The organism is Rhodococcus sp. SMB37, from assembly GCF_004345605.1.
GTDB lineage: Bacteria > Actinomycetota > Actinomycetes > Mycobacteriales > Mycobacteriaceae > Rhodococcus.
The window spans coordinates 90,055-111,560 of the sequence record NZ_SLVY01000002.1; the positions used below are offsets into that span (position 1 = coordinate 90,055).

Below are 21,506 nucleotides of genomic sequence, written 5' to 3' on the forward strand. Positions count from 1 at the left end.
CTATCGGTCGCCCTTCCCACTCCGATCGACGCGCAGTCCCCGTCGGTATAGAGTTCCTTCACGTTTCAAATTACGGGATCATTTTCTCAGATAGTGGGAAGGTATGGACACGCTCACGATCGGGAACCGACGATGGCTGATCCTTGCACTGGGTGTGTTCGCCCAGACTGCACAGGCGACAGTGATCAACGGTGCCGCATTCCTCATCCCGACCTGGCACGACGAGGCCGGATTCACCCTCGCACAGGCGGGGACCCTTGCCTCCGCACCGCTGTTCGGCGGCATGTTCACCCTCGTCGCCTGGGGTGCACTCGCCGATCGCTTCGGCGAACGCCTCGCACTGTCCGCCGGCATGGCGATCACCGCCGCTGCAGTCACCGCTGCGACGTTCACCACATCACCGGCGGTCCTCGGAATTCTGCTCATGTGCGCCGGTGCGGGCGCGGTGAGTGCCAACGCGGCCAGTGGTCGCGTAGTCGTCGGCTGGTTTCCGATGCATCAGCGCGGGCTTGCGATGGGGATCCGTCAGATGTCGGTGCCGCTCGGCGTCGCTGCCTCCGCACTCGTCATTCCGCAACTGGCACGCGATCACGGGACTGCGTGGGCACTGGCTTTTCCCGCGCTCGTGTGCGGCGTCGCCGCCGTTGCATGCGCGATCGGGATCGTCGACCCACCGCGTCCCGACCGGGCCGAGGCCGCGCGCACCGGAGCGTTGGCGAATCCGTACCGGACCGGCGCTGCGCTGACCCGCATCCACGTCGCATCGATCCTGCTGGTGATTCCTCAATATGTCGTGTGGACATATGCATTGGTGTGGTTGATCGTCGACCGCAGCTGGGACGAGACCGGCGCCGGACTGGTGATCACTGCGGCACAGATCCTCGGCGCGCTGGGCCGGGTGGCCGTGGGAGCGTGGTCCGATCGGGTCGGGAGCAGGTTGGGCCCGCTGCGGATCGTGTCGATGATCACTGCGGTGTCGATGGTGGCGCTCGCGGCGACCTCGCTCACGGACTCCCCTGTCGCCGTTGCCGTGCTGCTCGTCGCGTCGGTCGCCACATCGAGTCCCAACGGCCTCGCGTTCACAGCAGTCGCCGAGATCGCCGGACCGTACTGGGGTGGGCGGGCGCTCGGCATCCAGAACACCGGCCAGTTCGTCTTCGCCGCGGCCGTGGGCCCGGTGTTCGGTGCACTCATCGCCGCGGTCGGCTTTCCCGCCGCGTTCGCGCTCTCGGCGATCGCCCCTGCGGCAGCTGTACCGGTGGTACCGAAGAACGACTGATGCCGTGCGCGGTTTCGGTAGTACGCACTACCGAAACCGCGCACCGGTGTTCAGAGTGCGGCGGTGATGCGGTCGCCGATCTCGGTGGTCACGATCGGTGAATCACCGCGCGAGGCGAGATCTGCCTCGACGGCAGCCTCGACGCGCGCCGCGTCCTCTTCGCGGCCCAGGTGGCGCAGCAGCAGCGCGGTGGACAGGATCGCAGCCGTCGGATCGGCGATACCCTTGCCCGCGATGTCCGGTGCGGAACCGTGGACCGGTTCGAACATCGACGGATTCGTTCCCGAGGCATCGATATTGCCGCTCGCGGCCATGCCGATACCGCCGGTGACCGCGCCGGCGAGGTCGGTGATGATGTCGCCGAACAGGTTGTCGGTGACGATGACGTCGAAGCGAGACGGGTTGTCGACCATGTAGATGGTCGCCGCGTCGATGTGGCAGTACGCCGTCTCGACCTCCGGGAACTCCTTGCCGACGGTCTCGATTGCGCGGGTCCAGATCGCGCCGGCGTTGGACAGCACGTTTGTCTTGTGGATCAGCGTGAGGTGCTTGCGGCGGGTCTGGGCGAGCTCGAAGGCGTAACGCACGACACGCTCGGCACCGAACCAGGTGTTGACCGACACCTCGGTCGCGATCTCGTGCGGGGTACCGACGCGGATTGCGCCACCGTTGCCCGTGTACGGGCCTTCGGTACCCTCGCGCACCACGACGAAGTCGATGTCGGGGTTCGCAGCGAGCGGGGACTTCGATCCCGGGTACAGCCGCGACGGACGGAGGTTGACGTGGTGATCGAGAGCGAAGCGCATGTTCAGCAGGAGGCCACGCTCGAGGATCCCGGGGGTCACCGAGGGGTCGCCGATCGCGCCGAGCAGGATCGCGTCGTGCTCACGGATCGCCGCGAGATCGGCCTCCGGCAGGAGCTCACCGGTCGCGTTGTACCTGCGCGCGCCGAGGTCGTATTCCGTTGTCTCGAGATCCGGCACGAGCTTGTTCAGGACCTTCAGCGCCTCGGCCGTGACCTCGACACCGATGCCGTCACCGGGGATGACCGCAAGTTTCATTTCTTTGCTCTCTTCCTGTGCGACAGTGGCCGCGACCGTGCAGACGGTCGCGGCCACCGAACGGTGCAATGCAATGGTCAGGACAGATCGACCTGCGCGACACGCGCATCGAGCTGCTCGACGATCTGGGCGACCTCGGCGTCGGCGACGACACGGTCGACACGCAGGATCACGGTCGCGCCGTCACCCTCTGCGTCCTGGCTGAGCGCTGCGGCCTGGATGTCGATGCCGGCGTTGCCGAGGACGGTGCCCAGGGTGCCGAGAACGCCGGGACGATCCTGGTAGTGCACGATGAAGTTGTGACCTTCGGCGCGCAGGTCGAAGCTGCGTCCGTTGATGTTGACGATCTTCTCGACCTGCTGCAGGCCGGTGAGGGCTCCTGCCACGGTCGTGACGCCACCGTCGGCTGCCACGGCGCGCACCTCGACGGAGCTGCGGTGCGTCTGGGCCTCGCTCACGCTCTCGACCTCGACACTCACGCCGCGCTGCTCGGCGAGTTGCGGAGCGTTGACGAAGGTGACGGGCTCGTCGCTGCTGGCGGAGAACAGGCCGCGGAGCGCAGCCAGGCCGAGGATCTCGGTGTTCTCGACCGACAACTCACCACTCGCGACGACCTGTACGTTCTGCACGGCCTCGGGCGAGAGAGTGCCGGCGAGCAGGCCGAGCTTGCGGACGAGTTCGAGCCACGGCGCGACCTCTTCACCGACCGGGCCGCCGGAGACGTTGACGGCGTCGGGTACGAATTCGCCGGCGAGGGCGAGAAGCACGCTCTTGGCGACGTCGGTGCCGGCGCGGTCCTGTGCCTCGGAGGTCGAGGCACCCAGGTGCGGGGTGACGACGACGTTGTCGAGGTCGAACAGCTTCGAATCGGTGCACGGCTCGGTGTTGAACACGTCGAGTCCGGCAGCGCGGACCTTGCCCGAGGTGAGTGCATCGTACAGCGCATCCTCGTCGATGAGACCGCCACGGGCGGCGTTGACGATGATGACGCCGTCCTTGGCCGTGGCCAGTCGCTCGGCGTTGATCAGGCCTGCGGTCTCCTTCGTCTTCGGCAGGTGCACCGAGATGAAGTCCGCGCGCGAAACGAGCTCGTCGATGTCGACCAGTTCGATGCCCAGTTGCGCGGCGCGCGCGGCGGGCAGGTAGGGGTCGTACGCGATGACATGGGTCTCGAATGCAGCGAGGCGCTGGGCGAACAGCTGGCCGATCCGGCCGAGGCCCACGACACCGACCGTCTTGCCGAGGATCTCGGTGCCGTTGAAGCTCGAGCGCTTCCAGGTGCGCTCACGCAGCGTGCGGTCGGCGGCGGGCACCTGGCGCGCGGCCGACATCAGCAGCGCGACGGCGTGCTCGGCGGCCGAGTGGATGTTCGAGGTGGGAGCGTTGACGACCATCACGCCACGTTCGGTGGCGGCGGCGATGTCGACGTTGTCGAGGCCCACACCTGCGCGGCCGACGATCTTCAGCTTCGGAGCCGCGGCGAGGACCTCGGCGTCGACGGTCGTCGCCGACCGCACCAGCAATGCGTCCGCGTCGGGCACAGCGGCCAACAGCGCCGGGCGGTCCGGGCCGTCCACCCAGCGCACCTCGACTCCGTCACCGAGGGCATCGACGGTCGATTGCGCAAGCTTGTCGGCGATCAGGACTACTGGACGGCCATTCTGGCTCACGTGCAAACTCCCTGTGTCGTGGATGTGGTGAGTAGTCGACGGCGCGGGCACCTGACGGTAGGCGTGTCGAAGCCGTGACCGCCCATAGTTTAGTGCCCCGGCGGTCTCTGCGGGCCCACGGGGATGCGGCGGCTACTCGCCGGTACTCACTGGAACGACACGAACACCGGTTTCGGCTCGATGGCCATGGTCTGTTCGGGGGTGAACGTGGGCAGATCCTCGTCGTAGAAGTTCTTCCACGCCATGTGGATCTGCGGCGGGAGTCCGCTCTGCAGCGCGCTCCACGTGTCGAACTTCTGCGCCGGTGACCCGTGCCCGTCCGCGTGCAGGACCACCGAGATCTCGGGCCTGCCGGCATCGACGAACTCACGCCCGGTGATCATCGAACTGCGGAACTGATGGAGAACGAGCATCTTCTGTGGCAGATCGTGCCGCTGCACGATATCGGCGAGGTAGGCCACCACTTCGTTGATCTCGGCCGAATCGACGGACCCGATCTGCACCATGTGCTGCTGCCCCGGCGCCAGCCGCCATTCCGGGTCGAGTGCGAGACCGACGTTCGGTCGCGCGAGGAACTCTTCGTAGATCCGAGCCTGTTCGAGGAAGTGCGTGTGGCCGGGCTGCAGATCCAGAATGACGTAGACACCGGCCGCCTCCGCTTCGTCGATCACAGGCCGCAACTGATCGGGTGGTGTGATGCGTGAAAAGCGCCCGTCGGTACCGGAATCGGCGGATGCGACGGTCGCGATGATCTCGAATGCGGGCAGCACCGGTTCCGTCGAGAACTGCTGATACTGGGCCGCGAGGTCGCGCACGCGCGTGATCGCACCGGCGGTGTCCTGTTCTCCTAAGGCCCCGAGCGCGGGTCCGCCGGGGTGTCCGTACAGTGCCACGAACCTCCTGTCGGGGAACAGGTTTCGACCACCACCGAACAGCTCCGAGCGAGCAGGGGGAAGAACGTCACCGATCGTGGGGACCTCCACGCCGGGGATCACGATGCCCGGCAATGCAGGTTCGGCGCCCGCAGAAGCCGTGGCGCCACCTACACACAGTGCCGTCAGGATCACCGCTCCTGCCGCTGTTCTCAGACTCCGTCCCATGGCGACACCGTACGAGAACCGGCGAGCCGAACCCAGGTGCCACACCAGGCACACTGATCACAATTCGGACACCTCGAACTGTCGAGGTCATCCCTCCTCGTCCGGCACCGGGTCTCCTCGCAACTCGGTTCCGTCGACGACATCGAGAGGAGGGGCATCCACATCTCGACGATCTACGTCGTCATCGCGATGACGGAACGCGATGACCGCGGTGCGGACGGTCGGATGGAACCGCTCCTCATCGAAGCGCCCCCGGGTGGCCATTCGATTCAACCGATCCTTGACAGGTCCCTTCATGGCCGCGAAGCCGAGACGGATACCCTTGCGATCGAGATACTCGTCGAGCTCCTCGATCGCCTCCACAGCGGTGGTATCGAGATCGGTGATCGGCTCCGCGGCAAGCACGACCCAGCGCACCGGACTTTCGGCGTCGCGCACGAGTTCTCGGACGTACCGGGTGAGGATCGATCCGTTCGCGAAGAACAACGGTGCGTCGAACCGTACCAGAACGAGCCCATCGATTCGATGCCCCTCGGGGTGCCGCTCCGCATCGTGATATCCGGCGACGTCGGGCAATTCGACGAGCTCGGTGCGGTGTGGTTGCCACGCGCGCACCAGTACGACGATCAGCGACAGGCCGATGGCGACGAGTACGCCGCGCAGCACCCCTGCAAACACGACACCGGCGAATGCCGCGACAGAAAGCCCGAATTCGACCTTGCTCACCGTCCACAGACGCCGCAGCGCACTGAGGTCGATCAGGGAACTCGCCGCCACGATCACGACCGCGCCGAGCGCCGCCTGAGGGAGGTAGGCGGTGAGCCCCGGTGTGACCAACAGGAACACCAGGACGGTCAGGGCGCCGACCACACCTACGAGTTGCGTGCGGCCCCCGGCTTCCTCGACGACCGGAGTGCGACTGCCGCTACCGCACACCGAAAATCCACCCGTGATCCCCGCCGCGACGTTCACCACACCGAGCGCGCGCATCTCCGAGCTACCGTCGACATGCTCGCCGTGCCGCATCGCGAACGTACGGGACAGGACCGCCGTGTCCGCGAACGCGATCACAGCGATCGCGACGGCGGGCCCGAGCAACTCGGCGGCGTCTTCCCATCCGACACCACCGAGCGCGGGCGCCGGGAAACCCGAGGGCAGTGCGCCGACCATCGCCATCCGGTCGGTCAGGGAGAACACCGTCGTCGCCACGACCGCGCCGACGACGGCGATCAGCACACCCGGGACGACGGGAACAAGTTTCCGAGCAGCGACGATCACGGCGATGCACGCGGCCCCCATCAGGAACGCCGGTAGGTGCACGCCGTCTTCGAAGACGTCGTCGACGACATCCGCAAGCTCAGCGAGCACACCGGTCTCGTCGTCCTCGGTACCCACCAACAAGGGCAGCTGCCCCACGATGACGATGACCGCGATCGCGTTGAGGAAGCCGAGGCGGATCGGGTTGGACAGCAATTCTGTGATGAACCCGAGACGGAGGATTCCCCCGACCAGGAGAATCAGGCCGACCAGCACGGACAGCACACCGGCAAGCGCGATCGCCCGCTGTGGGTCACCCTCCGATGCAAGCGGAATCACCGCCGCCGCGATGAGCGGGGCGAGCGCGGAATCCGGGCCGAGCACGAGGATTCGAGAGGGGCCGACCAACGCGTACACCAGCATCGGCACGATCGTGGCGTACAGGCCGGTGTACGGGGGCAGACCCGCCGCCTGCGCATATCCCATCCCTGCGGGCACGAGAAGCGCGCTGAGTGCGAGTCCGGCGCCGATGTCGCTCCGCAACCAGCCGCGCTGGTACGTACGTGCGGTGGCGATACCTGGCAACCGACAGAGCCCGGTCCAGAGCGACATTCGTCCAGTATCTCCCGACGGGCCGGGTTCGGGTGGTCCGCACACACCGGAGGCCCGGTACACCTCGAGGTGTACCGGGCCTCCGGCAGAAGTCCGAACCGATCAGGCGGTTTCGGTGATCGGGCGATCGACCCAGCTCATCAGGTCGCGCAGCTTCTTACCGGTGACCTCGATCGGGTGCTCGGCGTTGGCCTTGCGCAGGCCCTCGAGCTCGGTGTTGCCGTTCTCGACGTTGGCGACGAGGCGACGGGTGAACTCGCCGGATTGGATGTCCGCGAGGATTTCCTTCATGCGCTCCTTGGTGCCGGCGTCGATGACGCGAGGACCGGAGAGGTAGCCACCGAACTCCGCGGTGTCCGACACCGAGTAGTTCATGCGGGCAATGCCGCCTTCGTACATGAGGTCGACGATGAGCTTGAGCTCGTGGAGAACCTCGAAGTAAGCCATCTCGGGGGCGTAGCCCGCCTCGACCATGACCTCGAAACCGGTCTTGACCAGTTCCTCGGTGCCACCGCAGAGCACTGCCTGCTCGCCGAAGAGGTCGGTCTCGGTCTCTTCCTTGAACGTGGTCTTGATGACGCCGGCGCGGGTGCCACCGATGCCCTTGGCGTAGGACAGCGCGAGCGCCTGGCCCTCACCCTTCGGGTCCTGGTCGATGGCGATCAGAGCCGGAACGCCCTTGCCGTCGACGAACTGACGACGCACGAGGTGACCGGGGCCCTTCGGCGCAACCATGCCGACGGTGACGTTCGCCGGTGCCGTGATCAGGTCGAAGTGGATGTTGAGGCCGTGGCCGAAGAACAGCGCGTCGCCGTCCTTCAGGTTGGGCTCGATGTCGCTGCTGAAGATCGACGCCTGCGCGGTGTCGGGAGCGAGCACCATGATGACGTCGGCCCACTCCGAAACCTCGGCCGGGGTGCCGACGGTCAGGCCCGCTTCTTCGGCCTTGGCCCGCGACTTGGAGCCCTCCTTGAGGCCGATACGAACCTCGACGCCGGAGTCGCGCAGGCTCAGCGAGTGCGCGTGTCCCTGGCTGCCGTATCCGATGACCGCGACCTTACGGCCCTGGATGATCGACAGGTCGGCGTCGTCGTCGTAGAACATCTCGACTGCCACAGTGGTTACCTCTTTCAGGAAATATGGGTGTGTTCAGGCTAACGGGTCGCCGTGATGGACTTCGGACCGCGTCCGACCGCCACGACTCCGGACTGCACGATCTCGCGGATGCCGTGCGGTTCGAGCATCCGCAGCAGCGCATCGAGTTTCGATCGGGTACCGGTGGCTTCGATGGTCACCGATTCGGGAGAGACGTCGATCACCTTGGCCCGGAACAGGTTCACCGTCTCGATGACCTGCGTGCGCACGCTGGCGTCGGCGCGCACCTTGATCAACAGGAGTTCACGAGCGACGGACGCCTCGTTCTCCTGCTCGACGATCTTGATGACATTGACGAGCTTGTTGAGTTGCTTGGTGACCTGCTCGAGCGGGAACTCGTCGACCGTCACGACGATCGTCATCCGGGAAATCTCCGGAATCTCCGTGCCACCGACCGCGAGCGATTCGATGTTGAAGCCGCGACGCGAGAACAACGATGCGACTCGGGCCAGCACGCCCGGCTTGTCCTCGACGAGAACACTGAGGGTGTGGCTCGTGCTCACTTGGTTTCCTCCTCGGCGGCAGCCTGCTCGCTGCGCGCGCGGTCGCGCTCGATGGTCTCGTGGATCACGGTGGGGTCGTCGGCGGAGTCGTCGTCGAACAACGGACGGATGTCGCGGGCGGCCATGATCTCATCGTTGCTGGTTCCCGCTGCGACCATGGGCCACACCTGGGCGTCCTTGCCGACGATGAAGTCGATGACAACGGGACGGTCGTTGATGGCCTGGGCCTGACGGATCGCGTCCTCGACGTCCTCCTCACGCTCGACACGGATGCCGACGCAGCCGAGAGCCTCGGCCAGCTTCACGAAATCGGGGATACGCAGGCTGTGCGTGGACAGATCGGTGTTCGAGTACCGCTTCTCATAGAACAGCGTCTGCCACTGACGCACCATTCCGAGGTTGCCGTTGTTGATCAACGCGACCTTGATCGGCACACCTTCGACCGCGCACGTCGCGAGCTCCTGATTGGTCATCTGGAAGCAGCCGTCACCGTCGATCGCCCAGACCTCGGCCTCCGGCTTACCCATCTTGGCGCCCATCGCAGCCGGCACGGCGTAGCCCATGGTGCCGAGGCCACCGGAGTTCAGCCACGTGCGCGGCTTCTCGTAGTCGACGAACTGCGCAGCCCACATCTGGTGCTGGCCGACTCCGGCGCAATAGATCGCGTCGGGTCCGGCGAGCTTGCCGACGGCCTGGATCACATACTGCGGCGAAAGGGTGCCGTCGGTGTGCCGGTCGTAGGACAGCGGGTAGGTGCTACGGAGATCGTCGAGGTAGGTCCACCACTTGGTGTACTCGAGCGTGGTGCCCGTCGAGAGGTCGGCTCGGACCGCGTCGAGCAACTCGACGATGACCTCCTTGCAGTCACCGACGATCGGCACGTCGGCGTGCCGGTTCTTGCCGATTTCCGCCGGATCGATATCGGCGTGGATGACCTTCGCATCGGGAGCGAACGTGTCGAGCTGACCGGTGACACGGTCGTCGAAGCGGGCGCCGAGGGTGATGAGCAGGTCGCTCTTCTGCAGCGCCGCCACGGCTGCGACGTTGCCGTGCATACCGGGCATGCCGCAGTGCAGCTCGTGGGTGTCGGGGAATGCACCGCGCGCCATGAGCGTGGTGACCACGGGGATGCGGGTGAGTTCCGCGAGCTCGAGCAGCTCCGCGGACGCGTCGGCCTTGATCACACCGCCGCCGACGTACAGGACGGGGTTCTTGGAGTCGGCGATCAAGCGCGCCGCCTCGCGGACCTGCTTGCCGTGCGGCTTGGTGACCGGACGGTATCCGGGCAGGTGCATCTCCGGCGGCCAGGTGAATGTGGTCTGCGCCTGCAGGATGTCCTTGGGGATATCGACGAGTACAGCGCCCGGGCGCCCCGAGGACGCCAGGTAGAACGCCTCCGCAAGGACGCGCGGGATATCAGCGCCTTCGGTGACAAGGAAGTTGTGCTTGGTGATGGGCATGGTGATGCCCGAGATGTCGGCTTCCTGGAAGGCATCCGTACCGATCAGCGGACGTCCGACCTGGCCGGTGATCGCGACGACGGGGACCGAATCCATCTGAGCGTCGGCGAGCGGAGTGACCAGGTTCGTCGCGCCCGGGCCGGACGTGGCCATGCACACCCCGACCTTGCCGGTGGCCTGCGCGTATCCGGTCGCGGCGTGGCCGGCGCCCTGCTCGTGACGGACGAGCACGTGGCGCACGCCCTTCGAGTCGAAGAGCGGGTCGTACACGGGAAGGATCGCACCGCCGGGAATACCGAATACCGTGTCGACCTCGAGCTCTTCGAGAGCCCGGACTACGGCCTGGGCGCCGGTGACCCGCTCGGGGGCTACCGAGCGTCGGCCGGTGGGCTGCGTCGCGGCCGCTGCGGTGGTCGGGGTGGCAGACCCCGGCTTCCGCGGCGAGGGTTGAGGTCGTGCGGTTGGTGCGCTCACTACGAATTCCTCTGATTCTGACTCCGGGCAACAAAAAACCCTCGTCAGCATTGTGCTGTACGAGGGTGGCGCGTCGTGGGCGAGTTGCAATAAGCGGCTCAGGCGACGACGCGCCGGCCGATTACGAGCAACCCATTCTGATTCACGCGGTCGACGGTAGGCGCGTGGAGTACAACAGTCAACTTGGTTCGGTTACTGTCCCAGAATGTGAGATGCCATGGCTGCGGTGAGAAGATGGTGAGGTGTCATCTCCACAGCAGCCCGTGCCACCGAGCCCATCCTCCCACACTCCCGAACCGACGACCGAACCGACGACGCAGGTCATTCAGATCTCGCGGCTGTCTTTCCTCGCGTGCGGTCTCCTGCTCCTCGCGGTGCTGTCCCCCGCGATGGCATGGCCTGCCGCATTCTCGTGGATGTTGGTGATCCCGTTCCTCGTCGCCGCCTGGGTGCTGCGGGTACGCACCGTCGTCGGCCCCGACGGCGTCGTCGCGCGCGCGACGTTCTCCACGACGAAGATCGGCTGGGATTCCCTGAAGGGCATCCGATTCCCCAAGCGCGGCTGGGCACGCGCGACCCTCACGGACGACACCGAGGTCGCGCTCCCCGTCGTCACCTTCGGGCGCCTGCCGCAACTCGCCGAGGCCTCCGGAGGTCGGATCACCGACCCGTACGCGGCGGCCCGGGAGGCACAGCTCGCCGAAGCGGAAAACGAATCGAACGACGATGGCGACGTGATATCCGATACACCGGCCGACACGGAGTCGGATCCCGACAGCAAATAACACGCGCGTAGATTCGTTCGTGTCGCGCCCCCCAATACGGCAACAGCCCGGCACAGTCGGGCACACCAGGTCGACGCGCCGTAGTACCACCAGCCCCGTCAAGGAAGTCAGCCCATGCCCCCGTTGAGGTCACGCACCACCACCGTCGGACGTAACGCAGCCGGCGCGCGCTCCCTGTGGCGCGCCACCGGCCTGACCGATTCCGATTTCGGCAAGCCGATCGTCGCCATCGCGAACTCGTACACCCAGTTCGTGCCCGGCCACGTCCACCTCAAGGACGTCGGCGACATCGTCGCCGGCGCAGTACGGGCCGCCGGTGGCGTCGCGCGTGAATTCCACACGATCGCCGTCGACGACGGCATCGCCATGGGCCACGGCGGAATGCTGTACTCGCTTCCGAGCCGCGAGATCATCGCCGACTCGGTCGAATACATGGCGAACGCGCACACCGCAGACGCGCTCGTGTGTATCTCCAACTGCGACAAGATCACACCCGGAATGCTCAATGCGGCCATGCGCCTGAACATCCCGACGGTGTTCGTCTCCGGTGGCCCCATGGAGGCCGGCAAGGCCGTCGTCGTGAACGGTGTGGCGCAGGCACCCACCGACCTCATCACCGCGATCTCCGCGTCTGCGAGTGAAGCTGTCGACGACGCCGGGCTCGACGAGGTCGAGCGGAGCGCGTGCCCGACGTGCGGTTCGTGCTCGGGCATGTTCACGGCGAACTCGATGAACTGCCTCACGGAGGCACTCGGGCTCGCGATGCCGGGCAACGGATCGACACTGGCGACCCACGAGGCACGGCGCGCACTGTTCGAGCGGGCGGGCACCACCGTCGTCGAGGCGGCGCTTCGCTACTACCGCGACGAGGACGAGTCGGTCCTGCCACGCAACGTGGCCACCCCCGCGGCATTCCGCAACGCGATGGCACTCGACGTCGCGATGGGCGGTTCGACCAACACGGTGCTGCACGTCCTCGCCGCCGCGCAGGAAGGTGAGGTCGACTTCGATCTCACGACGATCGACGCGATCAGCCGCAAGGTGCCGTGCCTGTCGAAGGTCTCGCCGAACTCCGATTACCACATGGAAGACGTGCACCGGGCCGGCGGCATCCCCGCGATCCTCGGCGAACTCCGTCGCGGTGGCCTGCTCGAAACCGACGTGCACACCGTCCACACCGAGAGCTTCGACCAGTGGCTCGACGACTGGGACATCCGCTCCGGCAAGGCCACGGACGAGGCACTCGAACTCTTCCATGCCGCCCCCGGCGGAGTGCGCACCACCGAACCGTTCTCGACGGACAACCGGTGGTCGTCGCTCGACACCGACGCTGCGGGCGGGTGCATTCGCGACGTCGAACACGCCTACACCGTCGAAGGCGGACTCGTCGTGCTGCGCGGCAACATCGCCCCGGACGGCGCGATCCTCAAGACCGCGGGCATCGACGAGGACCTCTTCCACTTCGAAGGGCCCGCGCTCGTCGTCGAATCCCAGGAGGAGGCTGTCTCGGTCATCCTCGGTAAGAAGGTCAAGCCCGGCGACGTCGTCGTTGTGCGATACGAGGGGCCGGCGGGAGGCCCGGGCATGCAGGAGATGCTGCATCCCACGTCGTTCCTCAAGGGTGTCGGCCTCGGCAAGGTGTGCGCACTGATCACCGACGGACGCTTCTCCGGTGGCACGTCGGGTCTGTCCATCGGCCACGTCTCCCCCGAGGCGGCGTCGGGTGGCGTCATCGGCCTGATCGAGAACGGCGACCGGATCCGCATCGACGTCGCCACCCGCGCGCTCGAGGTGCTCGTCGATGACGATGTGCTCGCCGAGCGTCGCGCGAAGATGGAAGCATCGGAGCGCCCGTGGCAGCCCGTCAACCGTGAACGCACGGTTTCCAAGGCACTACGCGCCTATGCAGCACTGGCCACGTCCGCAGACAAGGGCGCGGTCCGGCAGGTGCCGTAGACCGCTCCGCAGACGAACAGGCCGCCGCGATCATCAGATCGCGGCGGCCTGTTCTCGTCCGGTCGGTCTCAGCGACCGAAGATCCACAGACACACGCCCGCCGCGACACCGAGCAACAGTGCGACGAACGACCCGACGAACGGCCGTGTCGCCCACTTACGCGGACCGTCCACGGCAATCCTTCCCGGTCCGGTGAGCGTGAGCGACACCGCAGCTGCAGCGAGAAGCACCTCGAATTCGAATCCCGACTGCTCGCTCGCAAAGAACTGGACACCTGGTTCGAGTTCGTGTTTGAACAGCACCGCGTTGATCATGATTGCCACGATCGCGGCCGCGGCGAGCGGCGTGAGCAGACCGAGAACGAGGAATGCTCCGGCCGCGAGCTCACCGGCCGCGCCGACGATCGCAAGTATGCCCGGTTGCCGGTAGCCCGCCTCACGGAGCAACTCCTCGTACCCGTCCAGGCCCGGACCGCCCCACAGACCCACCAGCTTTTGCAGCCCGTGGACGATCAGGATTCCACCGACAGCGAGCCGAAGTACCAGAAGCCCCAGGTCGAGAGTCCCGCGGCGGGCTTTGGCGACCGGTGCGGGCTCCACGGCTGTACCCGATTGATCGGGACGGTAGATCTGCTCGGTGGGTGCCGCGTAGGCCGCACCGCCATACGCCGCACCGTCGTACACAGGGCCGGAGCCATCCAGGGTGGAATTGTCGAAGCCGAGGTCGTCGTCGGATTCGAGCATCGAAGGTCGATCCCGGCGCATCGACAGCGTCGGATCGTCGTAGGGACTCGAACCCGTGTCCGGCTCGCCGCCGGTCTCCTTGTCGGTCACTCTTCCAGGGTAGGTCTCCGGGCCTCCCGTACCCGGCATACTCGCCGCCGCGCGTCGTCCCGGTAACGTCTGCTGCATGACGAGGGGCGCGCGGTCGGCAGGTTCGTGGAAGTTGTGTACGAGCGCGGTGGCCGTGGCGATCGGGGTACTTCTCGTTCCGTCGTGCGCACGATTCGACGACGCAGCCACCACACCGTTCACCTCCGCACCGTCGTTCGACGCGGGCGGCGTCGGCCCTGAGGAATCGCCCAGCACAACCACCACTCCGAGCACACCGCCCGTCCCTCCGGGTCCGTGTGTCGATCCCGATCCCGCAGTGATCGCGACATGCCTCGACACCACCGGCGGCCTGATCGCCCTTCCCGACGAGAATTCCGCGCTCGTGACCGAGCGCCGCACGGGCCGCATCATGAGAGTCGCGGTCGGTGAGGAACCCGTCGAGGTGGCGACAGTGCCCGTCGACGGCTCGGGTGACGGTGGGCTGCACGATGTCGTCCTGTCTCCCACCTACAACGAGGACCGTCTGCTCTACGCCTACATCACCACCCCGTCCGACAATCGGGTCGTGCGGATCGCGGCCGGCGATGTTCCCAAGGACGTGCTGACCGGGATCCCGCGCGGCGCCACCGGGAACTCGGGTGCGCTCGAATTCGTCTCGCCGACCGAACTGGCGGTTCTCACCGGCAATGCGGGGGATCCGGCCGCTGCGGACAATCCTTCGTCACTGTCCGGCAAGCTGCTGTCGCTTCCGCTGCCCGCACCCGGCGCACCGGCGGCGCCGACGGTGACGCTGTCCGGTCTCGGTGAAGCCGGCGACGTGTGCCGTGATCCGAACGGCAGCCTGTGGGTCACCGACCGCACCGTGCTCGAAGACCGGTTGCAGCGGGTGAGCATGGACGGCGCGGTCGCTTCCGGGCCCGCCTGGACCTGGCCGGATAAGCCCGGAGTCGCCGGCTGTGCCGCTGCCCCCGATGGTCTCGCGGTGTCGCTCACGGGCGGGAAGGCGGTCGCGGTGCTGTCGATCGATCCCGGAACCGGCGCTGTGACAGCTGCACCGACGGTGACGCTCGAAGATCGCTACGGGATGCTGCGTGGTGCGTCCGCCGGACCCGATGGGCTGCTGTGGGTTTCGACGGTCAACAAGTCGGGCAACGAACCCGGTCCCAACGACGACCGAGTCATCCGAATTCAGTTCCCTGCCGGTGGTGGCGGATTCGACTGACCGTCCGCGCCGACCGTTTCCCGACGCTCGGGTAACAGACCAGCGAGCGTCGGCATGATCAGCACGGTGATCGCTCCCGCCGCGACCAGGATCGACGCACTGGCGTTGGACATGTGCCCCGCCGCCACCGCCACGCCGGTGACCGCGACGATCAGCGGCAGGCCGGTCGTGGAGTACAACGCGATCTGCAGCTGCTCCGACGTATCGAACCGGGTGCCGTCGGGCGCATGGTCGAGACGCGATGCGACGAACACCGGTACACCGCGCACCAAGACCAACAGTACGAAGAATGCGACCAACACCCCGGGCGCATCCGCAACAGCGTGTACATCGATCGCCATTCCCGAGGTGACGAAGAAGATCGGGATCATGAACCCGTACGCGAGTCCGTCCAGTTTCGACTCGAGTTGCTCGTCGCCTTGCGGCACTGCCCGTCGCAGGATGAAGCCGGCGGCGAACGCCCCGAGGATGACATCCAGATCGAATACTGCCGCGACCGCGATGAGACCGACCAACAGCAACATCACCAGCCGGACCGGTGTCTGCGCAGTCGTGTCCGAGGTGCTGCGGACGAACTGCAGGAACTGTGATCCTTCTCGCATGAACCACCGAGGGAGCAGCGCGACGACCGCGGCGACGACCGCGAACAGACCCAGGACGATCAAGGATCCGACGGCTCCACGGGTTCCCAACAGGACTGCCATCGCGATCACAGGCAGGAGTTCTCCGACCGCTCCGTGGTTGAGTACTGAACGGCCCAACCCGGTCGCGACGAGACCGCGGTCGGCGAGGATCGGCAGCAGCGTGCCCAGTGCCGTCGACGTGAGCGCGATCGCCACGGCGACTCCGGCGTGCACTACGCCCAGTGCGGCCAGCACAGCCACCGCTCCGACTGCGAGACCGAAGCACACGATCCAGGTGACGAGAGCGCGGCGTCCGCCGCGCCCTGTCAGTTCCTTGGGATCGATCTCGTAACCCGCAAGCAGGAACAGCAGTCCCAGCCCGAGTTCGCGCAACATCTCGATCTCGCTGTCGACCGACGCGATCTCGAGTACGTACGGCCCGATCAGGACACCGGCGACGAGCAGCAGCACGACCTCGGGTACGAGTCGACGCGGCAGCGCACCGGCGATGAGCGGTGCGAGGACCGCCGCCACCGTGATCCAGAGAAGCGAGGTGGCGACGGCAGCGTCCATGGATCGCTACATTAGCGACACCGGATCAGCTGCACGCGGCGATGACGAGTTCCTTGACGCGGGCGGGGTCGGCCTGACCACGGGTTGCCTTCATGACGTCCCCGACGATCTTGCCGGCCGCGGCAACCTTGCCGGAGCGGATCTTGTCGGCGATGTCGGGGTTCGCGGCGAGGGCCTCGTCGACGGCGGCCTGGAGCTTGCTGTCGTCCCGCACGACCACGAGTTCGGGATGCGCCTCGAGGATCTGCGCGGGCTCGCCTTCGCCTTCGAGAACGTAGTCGACGACCTTGCGCGCGAGCTTGTTCGTCAGCGTGCCCTCGGCGACCAGCGCGATGACCTGCGCCAGCTGCGCCGGGGTGATGGGCAGTTCGACGAGTTCGACGCCGCGAGTGTTGGCCTGCTGTGAGAGATAGGCGACCCACCACGAGCGTGCCTCGGATGCCGGGGCACCCGCGTCGACGGTCGCGATCACCAGGTCCAAGGCGCCGGCGTTGACGAGGTCGCGCATCTCCTCGTCGGAGACACCCCAGTCGGCCTGGATACGAGCGCGGCGCAGCCACGGCAGCTCGGGCAACGTCGCGCGCAGTTCTTCGACCCACGCGGCGTCGGGTGCGACCGGCTCGAGGTCGGGTTCCGGGAAGTACCGGTAGTCTTCGGCGGTTTCCTTGCGACGCCCCGGCGAAGTGGTGCCGTCGGCTTCCTGGAAGTGGCGCGTCTCCTGGATCACTTCGCCGCCACCGACGAGAACCGCTGCCTGCCGGCGCATCTCGTACCGGACAGCGACCTCGACCGATTTGAGGGAGTTGACGTTCTTCGTCTCGGTGCGAGTGCCGAATTCCCTTGCGCCGATAGGCATGAGGGAGATGTTCGCGTCGCAGCGCATCGAGCCCTGATCCATCCGGACGTCGGACACGTCGAGTGCCTTCAGCAGATCGCGCAAGGCCGTGACATAGGCGCGAGCCACCTCGGGAGCACGTTCCCCGGCGCCGGTGATCGGCTTGGTGACGATCTCGACGAGCGGCACACCGGCCCGGTTGTAGTCCAGCAGCGAATGGCTGGCACCGTGGATCCGGCCCGTCGCGCCGCCGACGTGCAGCGACTTGCCGGTGTCCTCTTCCATGTGGGCGCGCTCGATGTCGACTCGCCAGGTGGTGCCGTCGTCGAGGACGACGTCGAGGTAACCGTCGGTGGCGATCGGCTCGTCGTACTGCGAGATCTGGTAGTTCTTCGGCTGGTCCGGGTAGAAGTAGTTCTTCCGCGCGAACCGCCCCCACGGGGTGATCGAGCAGTTCAACGCGAGTCCGATGCGGATCGCGGATTCGACCGCCTGCTGGTTGACCACCGGCAGGGCGCCCGGAAGGCCGAGGCAGACCGGACAGACCTGAGTGTTCGGCTCGGCACCGAACTCGGTCGGGCACGGGCAGAACATCTTGGTGGCAGTGTGGAGCTCGACGTGCACCTCCATGCCCATCACTGGCTCGAACTTCGCGAGCACGTCATCGTAGGCGAGCAGGTCGGCAGACACGGAGGCAGTCATGCTGACGATTTTAGACGGCGACCGGTGTCACCCGAAGATGACCCGCATCTCCTGGTAGCGCTCGTCCGGCACGTACTTGGGACCGGCCAGCGCCTCGTCGAATCCGACCCGGGCGATGTCGGTTCCGTGCAGGGCAACCATGTGCCCCCATTCCTCGTCTGCCACCAGGTCGGTGACGGCCATCCCGAGCCGCGTGGCGAGGACGCGGTCGAACGCGGTCGGGACGCCACCGCGCTGGATGTGCCCGAGCACCGTCGCACGTGTCTCGATCCCGGTGAGCTCTTCGATGAGCGGTGCAAGAACCTCGGCGATACCCCCCAGGCGGGGCCGGTCGAATCCGTCGAGGCCTTTCGTGGAATGGGCCTCCGTCATCTCGGGCAGGGTGAAGCCTTCGGCGACCACGACCATCGGTGCGCGACCTCGGTCGCGCACGCTGGTGACCCATTCGCAGATCTGCTCGAGGCTCTCGGGTTGTTCGGGGATGAGGATGGCGTGTGCTCCCCCTGCAGTCCCCGAGTGCAGTGCGATCCATCCGGCGTGCCGTCCCATCACTTCGAGCACCATGCAGCGCTTGTGGGAATTGCCGGTGGTGCGGAGACGGTCGATCGCGACCGTGGCGATCTCGACGGCCGTGTCGAAGCCGAATGTGTAGTCGGTCCGGCTGAGGTCGTTGTCGATGGTCTTGGGGACGCCGACGATCCTGATGCCTTCCTCGAACAGACGTTTCGATGCGGAGGCCGTCCCCTCACCACCGATCGCGACGACGGCGTCGATCCCGAGCCGGTCGAGTGTGGACTGGATGTTCTGTGCTCCCCCGTTGGGCCCCTGATACGGGCCGAATCGGCTCGTACCCAAGATGGTGCCGCCCTGCTGGGCGAGGCCCCGAACCCGGCTGCGATCCAAGGGGATCACGTCACCGTCGACCATTCCTCGCCAGCCGTCGAGAAATCCGACGAACTCTTGGGCGTGCACCTCGGTTCCCTTGAGGACCGCCCCGCGGATCACCGCATTGAGTCCGGGGCAATCGCCGCCGCTGGTGAGAATGCCGATCCTCGTCATCCGCAACCTTCCGCTGGAGCGCCTTCGTACCGTATCGACATCCTGCCCGCTAAGGGCACCGACGGCATGTCGATCGGACATCACCACAGTTCCCGCGACCCTGCCGGCTTCCCGCGACAGCAGTTGCTGATGTGGGAAGCTGACGACCGCGCGGGAAGGTTCAGCCCGGGGTGACGACGCCGGACTCGTATGCGAGGACCACGGCCTGTGCCCGGTCGCGGAGGTGCAGTTTGCCGAGCACCTTTCCGACGTGTGTCTTCACCGTCTGCTCGGCGACGAAGAGTTTCGCGGCGATCTCCTGATTCGACAGGCCGTGAGCGATGAGTTCGAGAACCTCGAGTTCGCGCGGGGTCAGCACGTCGAGCGCACGGGCGCGACCACGCGCAGGCGCACGCCGACTGGTGACGTCGGCGATCAACCTGCGGGTGACCGTCGGCGCGAGCAATGCCTGTCCCTCCGCGACAACGCGGACGGCGCGGACGAGTTCGTCGGCCGGTGCGTCCTTGAGCATGAACCCGCTCGCACCCATGCCCAGCGCTTCGTAGACATACTCGTCGAGGTCGAAGGTCGTGAGCATGAGCACCCGGGTCTTCGGCTCTCGCGTGTCCGCGAGGATCTGACGCGCCGCGTCGAGACCGTTCATCTCGGGCATCCGCACGTCCATCAGCACGACGTCGGGGCGCAGCCGTGCGACTTCCGTGACCGCGATACGCCCGTCGGGCGCATCGCCGACGACACTGATGTCGTGCTGTGCCGCGAGCAGCGCACCGAAGCCCTGCCGCACCATGGCCTGGTCGTCGGCGATGAACACCGTGGTGGGTGCGGACGCTGGGCTGAGGGAGGTCGGCTCGGTCACGGCCACAGCCTAGTACCGCGGCCGCGAGTCGATCTTGTTGCGGGCCCAGCGAATGTGGGAAGTGGGAGCCGACCGGCTCTCGCACTCACCCGGTATCGGCGTCGACGGGCAGGAACTCCTACACCTCGCGTCGCGCGCGTGGATGTCGAAGCCGCCGCTCCCGCAGCGGTTCGGGTACGACGGCGGACAGGTCATACGGCGACGACCGTCGGCAGAACCGCGTGCACCTCGAATCCACCGTCGGGTCGCGGATGCGCAACGAGCCGGCCACCGACCGTTGCGGCGCGCTCCCCCATACCCCTGATGCCACTGCCCCCGTTCCGATCCGACGGCACCACCGCCGACACAGCCTCCGTACGCGGACCGTTGGTCACCGCCATCTCCACTGTGCCGGGGCTCCATCGGATGCGGACGTCGACCGCTGCACCCGGAGCATGCCTAGCACTGTTGGTCAGCGATTCCTGCAGGATCCGGTACACCGCCAGGCCCACACTGTCGCTGACGCCCACCGGCTCACCGGTGATCTCGGTGTTCAGCCGCACACCGGCACGTTGCGACGCGGCAAGCAGTTCGCCGATTCGCTCGACGCCGGGCTGCGGTTCGTTCTCCGGGGTGTATCCGTCACTGCGCAGTACACCGAGCAGGCTGCGTACCTCGTTGAGCGCTTCGCGGGCGGTCGCGCCGAGGGAGTCGAACTCGGCACGTACCTCGTCGGAGACGTCGGTCAGCCGGTAGGGGGCGCTCTGCGCCTGCACGACGACCATCGACATGTGGTGGGCGACGATGTCGTGGAGGTCCCGAGCGATGCGTGCCTTCTCCTCGAGTACGGCGCGACGGGCGCGCTCGAGTTCACTGATCTCCTCCTCGTGGGCCAATTGCCGTCGCGAGATCACCAGCCAGCGCACCAGCAGACCGAACACGACGAGGGCGGTGAGCCCGACCATCCAGCCCCACCCGTCGTCCCCCGGCATGTACACGAAGAACAGCAACACCGTCGCGATCCACACCACCAGCACGACGCGGATCTCTTCCAGAATGGACACGGCCAGGACGAGCGAGAGAAGCACGATGATGTGCACGACCTGCCAGGGATAGGTGTAGTCCCCGACCCGGTCGAAGGCCAATGGGATCACCAGCGCAGCGAGCGCGGTGACTGCCCAGCCCAGCGCAGGGCGGCTGAACACCAACACGAACGGGAAGACCGCGAATCCGGCGACGAGGGGCATCAGTGGTGCCGACACGTCGTGTGTGACCTGCAGCGTCGGCCACGCGACCGAATACAGAATCAGCGTCACGACCACCGCGATGACCGTCGGCCACCGGCCCCGCCCCAATTTCGTCGAGGTCGTCACCGCGGACGTAGCTCCGGTGCGCATCATCGTTTTCACGCTCTCCACGCTAGGAGTCCGCGTCTCGACTGTCCTCATACCTGAGAGTGAGTTCGCTGCAACTCCCCGGTGCGAGAGCGCCCCCGCGGAACCACCCCGGCGC

17 protein-coding genes are annotated in these 21,506 nt (G+C 66.6%); 4 read left to right on the top strand and 13 right to left on the bottom strand.

Going from position 1 to position 21,506, the window contains the following annotated elements; all coding sequences use genetic code 11:
- Nucleotides 1-103 precede the first annotated feature (103 nt).
- The gene (locus EV641_RS03775; protein WP_132470847.1) at nt 104-1,279 is read left to right on the top strand and encodes an MFS transporter; all 1,176 of its coding nucleotides are present in this window, start codon (nt 104-106) and stop codon (nt 1,277-1,279) included.
- Between the two features lie 50 nt (nt 1,280-1,329).
- On the opposite strand, the gene EV641_RS03780 is transcribed toward EV641_RS03775, so the two are convergent.
- The 7 genes from EV641_RS03780 to EV641_RS03810 form a co-directional block, all read right to left on the bottom strand.
- On the bottom strand, nt 1,330-2,340 hold the full coding sequence (locus EV641_RS03780; RefSeq protein WP_132471087.1) for a 3-isopropylmalate dehydrogenase: 1,011 nt from the start codon (nt 2,338-2,340) through the stop codon (nt 1,330-1,332).
- A gap of 77 nt (nt 2,341-2,417) precedes the next feature.
- Nucleotides 2,418-4,010: a phosphoglycerate dehydrogenase gene (gene serA / locus EV641_RS03785; RefSeq protein WP_132470848.1), complete on the bottom strand. Its 1,593-nt coding sequence runs from the start codon at nt 4,008-4,010 to the stop codon at nt 2,418-2,420.
- 146 nt (nt 4,011-4,156) lie between these two features.
- Nucleotides 4,157-5,110 carry a hypothetical protein gene (locus tag EV641_RS03790; RefSeq protein WP_054717517.1) on the bottom strand — a complete coding sequence of 318 codons (954 nt, stop codon included), beginning with the start codon at nt 5,108-5,110 and terminating at the stop codon, nt 4,157-4,159.
- 87 nt (nt 5,111-5,197) lie between these two features.
- The gene (locus EV641_RS03795) at nt 5,198-6,979 is read right to left on the bottom strand and encodes a SulP family inorganic anion transporter (protein ID WP_132470849.1); all 1,782 of its coding nucleotides are present in this window, start codon (nt 6,977-6,979) and stop codon (nt 5,198-5,200) included.
- A gap of 102 nt (nt 6,980-7,081) precedes the next feature.
- The gene (gene ilvC, locus EV641_RS03800; protein ID WP_199233146.1) at nt 7,082-8,083 is read right to left on the bottom strand and encodes a ketol-acid reductoisomerase; all 1,002 of its coding nucleotides are present in this window, start codon (nt 8,081-8,083) and stop codon (nt 7,082-7,084) included.
- Between the two features lie 50 nt (nt 8,084-8,133).
- The gene (gene ilvN / locus EV641_RS03805) at nt 8,134-8,637 is read right to left on the bottom strand and encodes an acetolactate synthase small subunit (protein ID WP_132470850.1); all 504 of its coding nucleotides are present in this window, start codon (nt 8,635-8,637) and stop codon (nt 8,134-8,136) included.
- Nucleotides 8,634-10,571 carry an acetolactate synthase large subunit gene (locus tag EV641_RS03810; RefSeq protein ID WP_132470851.1) on the bottom strand — a complete coding sequence of 646 codons (1,938 nt, stop codon included), beginning with the start codon at nt 10,569-10,571 and terminating at the stop codon, nt 8,634-8,636. The genes ilvN and EV641_RS03810 overlap by 4 nt, the downstream gene beginning before the upstream one ends.
- Nucleotides 10,572-10,834: 263 nt before the next feature.
- Between EV641_RS03810 and EV641_RS03815 the strand changes: the two genes are divergently transcribed.
- Together EV641_RS03815 and ilvD are read left to right on the top strand one after the other, a co-directional pair.
- Nucleotides 10,835-11,356 carry a PH domain-containing protein gene (locus EV641_RS03815; protein ID WP_054718859.1) on the top strand — a complete coding sequence of 174 codons (522 nt, stop codon included), beginning with the start codon at nt 10,835-10,837 and terminating at the stop codon, nt 11,354-11,356.
- A 114-nt stretch (nt 11,357-11,470) separates the two neighbouring features.
- The gene (gene ilvD / locus EV641_RS03820; protein ID WP_132470852.1) at nt 11,471-13,312 is read left to right on the top strand and encodes a dihydroxy-acid dehydratase; all 1,842 of its coding nucleotides are present in this window, start codon (nt 11,471-11,473) and stop codon (nt 13,310-13,312) included.
- Between the two features lie 68 nt (nt 13,313-13,380).
- Here the strand turns inward: ilvD and EV641_RS03825 are convergent, their stop codons facing one another.
- Nucleotides 13,381-14,145, bottom strand: coding sequence for a DoxX family protein (locus EV641_RS03825; RefSeq protein WP_054718856.1), 765 nt, complete (start codon nt 14,143-14,145; stop codon nt 13,381-13,383).
- A gap of 76 nt (nt 14,146-14,221) precedes the next feature.
- On the opposite strand from EV641_RS03825, the gene EV641_RS03830 reads away from it, so the two are divergent.
- A complete protein-coding gene (locus EV641_RS03830) occupies nt 14,222-15,367 on the top strand; it encodes a PQQ-dependent sugar dehydrogenase (protein ID WP_132470854.1) in 1,146 nt (381 codons plus the stop codon).
- Here EV641_RS03830 and EV641_RS03835 read toward each other — a convergent pair.
- The 5 genes from EV641_RS03835 to EV641_RS03855 all read right to left on the bottom strand — a co-directional run bounded on the left by EV641_RS03835 (nt 15,334) and on the right by EV641_RS03855 (nt 21,394).
- A complete protein-coding gene (locus tag EV641_RS03835) occupies nt 15,334-16,563 on the bottom strand; it encodes a cation:proton antiporter (protein ID WP_054810316.1) in 1,230 nt (409 codons plus the stop codon). The genes EV641_RS03830 and EV641_RS03835 overlap by 34 nt on opposite strands.
- 25 nt (nt 16,564-16,588) lie before the next feature.
- Nucleotides 16,589-18,100: an Asp-tRNA(Asn)/Glu-tRNA(Gln) amidotransferase subunit GatB gene (gene gatB, locus EV641_RS03840; RefSeq protein ID WP_132470855.1), complete on the bottom strand. Its 1,512-nt coding sequence runs from the start codon at nt 18,098-18,100 to the stop codon at nt 16,589-16,591.
- 27 nt (nt 18,101-18,127) lie between these two features.
- Nucleotides 18,128-19,159, bottom strand: coding sequence for a 6-phosphofructokinase (locus tag EV641_RS03845; protein ID WP_132470856.1), 1,032 nt, complete (start codon nt 19,157-19,159; stop codon nt 18,128-18,130).
- A gap of 160 nt (nt 19,160-19,319) precedes the next feature.
- Entirely contained in the window at nt 19,320-20,015 is a 696-nt protein-coding gene (locus EV641_RS03850) for a response regulator transcription factor (protein ID WP_277874475.1), read from the bottom strand.
- Nucleotides 20,016-20,206: 191 nt separating this feature from the next.
- On the bottom strand, nt 20,207-21,394 hold the full coding sequence (locus EV641_RS03855; protein WP_132471089.1) for a histidine kinase: 1,188 nt from the start codon (nt 21,392-21,394) through the stop codon (nt 20,207-20,209).
- Nucleotides 21,395-21,506 lie beyond the last annotated feature (112 nt).

Coding starts and splice junctions, on each gene's coding strand:
- EV641_RS03780 (WP_132471087.1), bottom strand. CDS start 2,340: ATGAAACTTGCGGTCATCCCCGGTGACGGCATCGGTGTCGAGGTCACG.
- EV641_RS03830 (WP_132470854.1), top strand. CDS start 14,222: ATGACGAGGGGCGCGCGGTCGGCAGGTTCGTGGAAGTTGTGTACGAGC.
- ilvD (WP_132470852.1), top strand. CDS start 11,471: ATGCCCCCGTTGAGGTCACGCACCACCACCGTCGGACGTAACGCAGCC.
- EV641_RS03795 (WP_132470849.1), bottom strand. CDS start 6,979: ATGTCGCTCTGGACCGGGCTCTGTCGGTTGCCAGGTATCGCCACCGCA.
- ilvC (WP_199233146.1), bottom strand. CDS start 8,083: ATGTTCTACGACGACGACGCCGACCTGTCGATCATCCAGGGCCGTAAG.
- EV641_RS03845 (WP_132470856.1), bottom strand. CDS start 19,159: ATGACGAGGATCGGCATTCTCACCAGCGGCGGCGATTGCCCCGGACTC.
- EV641_RS03855 (WP_132471089.1), bottom strand. CDS start 21,394: ATGATGCGCACCGGAGCTACGTCCGCGGTGACGACCTCGACGAAATTG.
- EV641_RS03835 (WP_054810316.1), bottom strand. CDS start 16,563: ATGGACGCTGCCGTCGCCACCTCGCTTCTCTGGATCACGGTGGCGGCG.
- EV641_RS03790 (WP_054717517.1), bottom strand. CDS start 5,110: ATGGGACGGAGTCTGAGAACAGCGGCAGGAGCGGTGATCCTGACGGCA.
- gatB (WP_132470855.1), bottom strand. CDS start 18,100: ATGACTGCCTCCGTGTCTGCCGACCTGCTCGCCTACGATGACGTGCTC.
- EV641_RS03775 (WP_132470847.1), top strand. CDS start 104: ATGGACACGCTCACGATCGGGAACCGACGATGGCTGATCCTTGCACTG.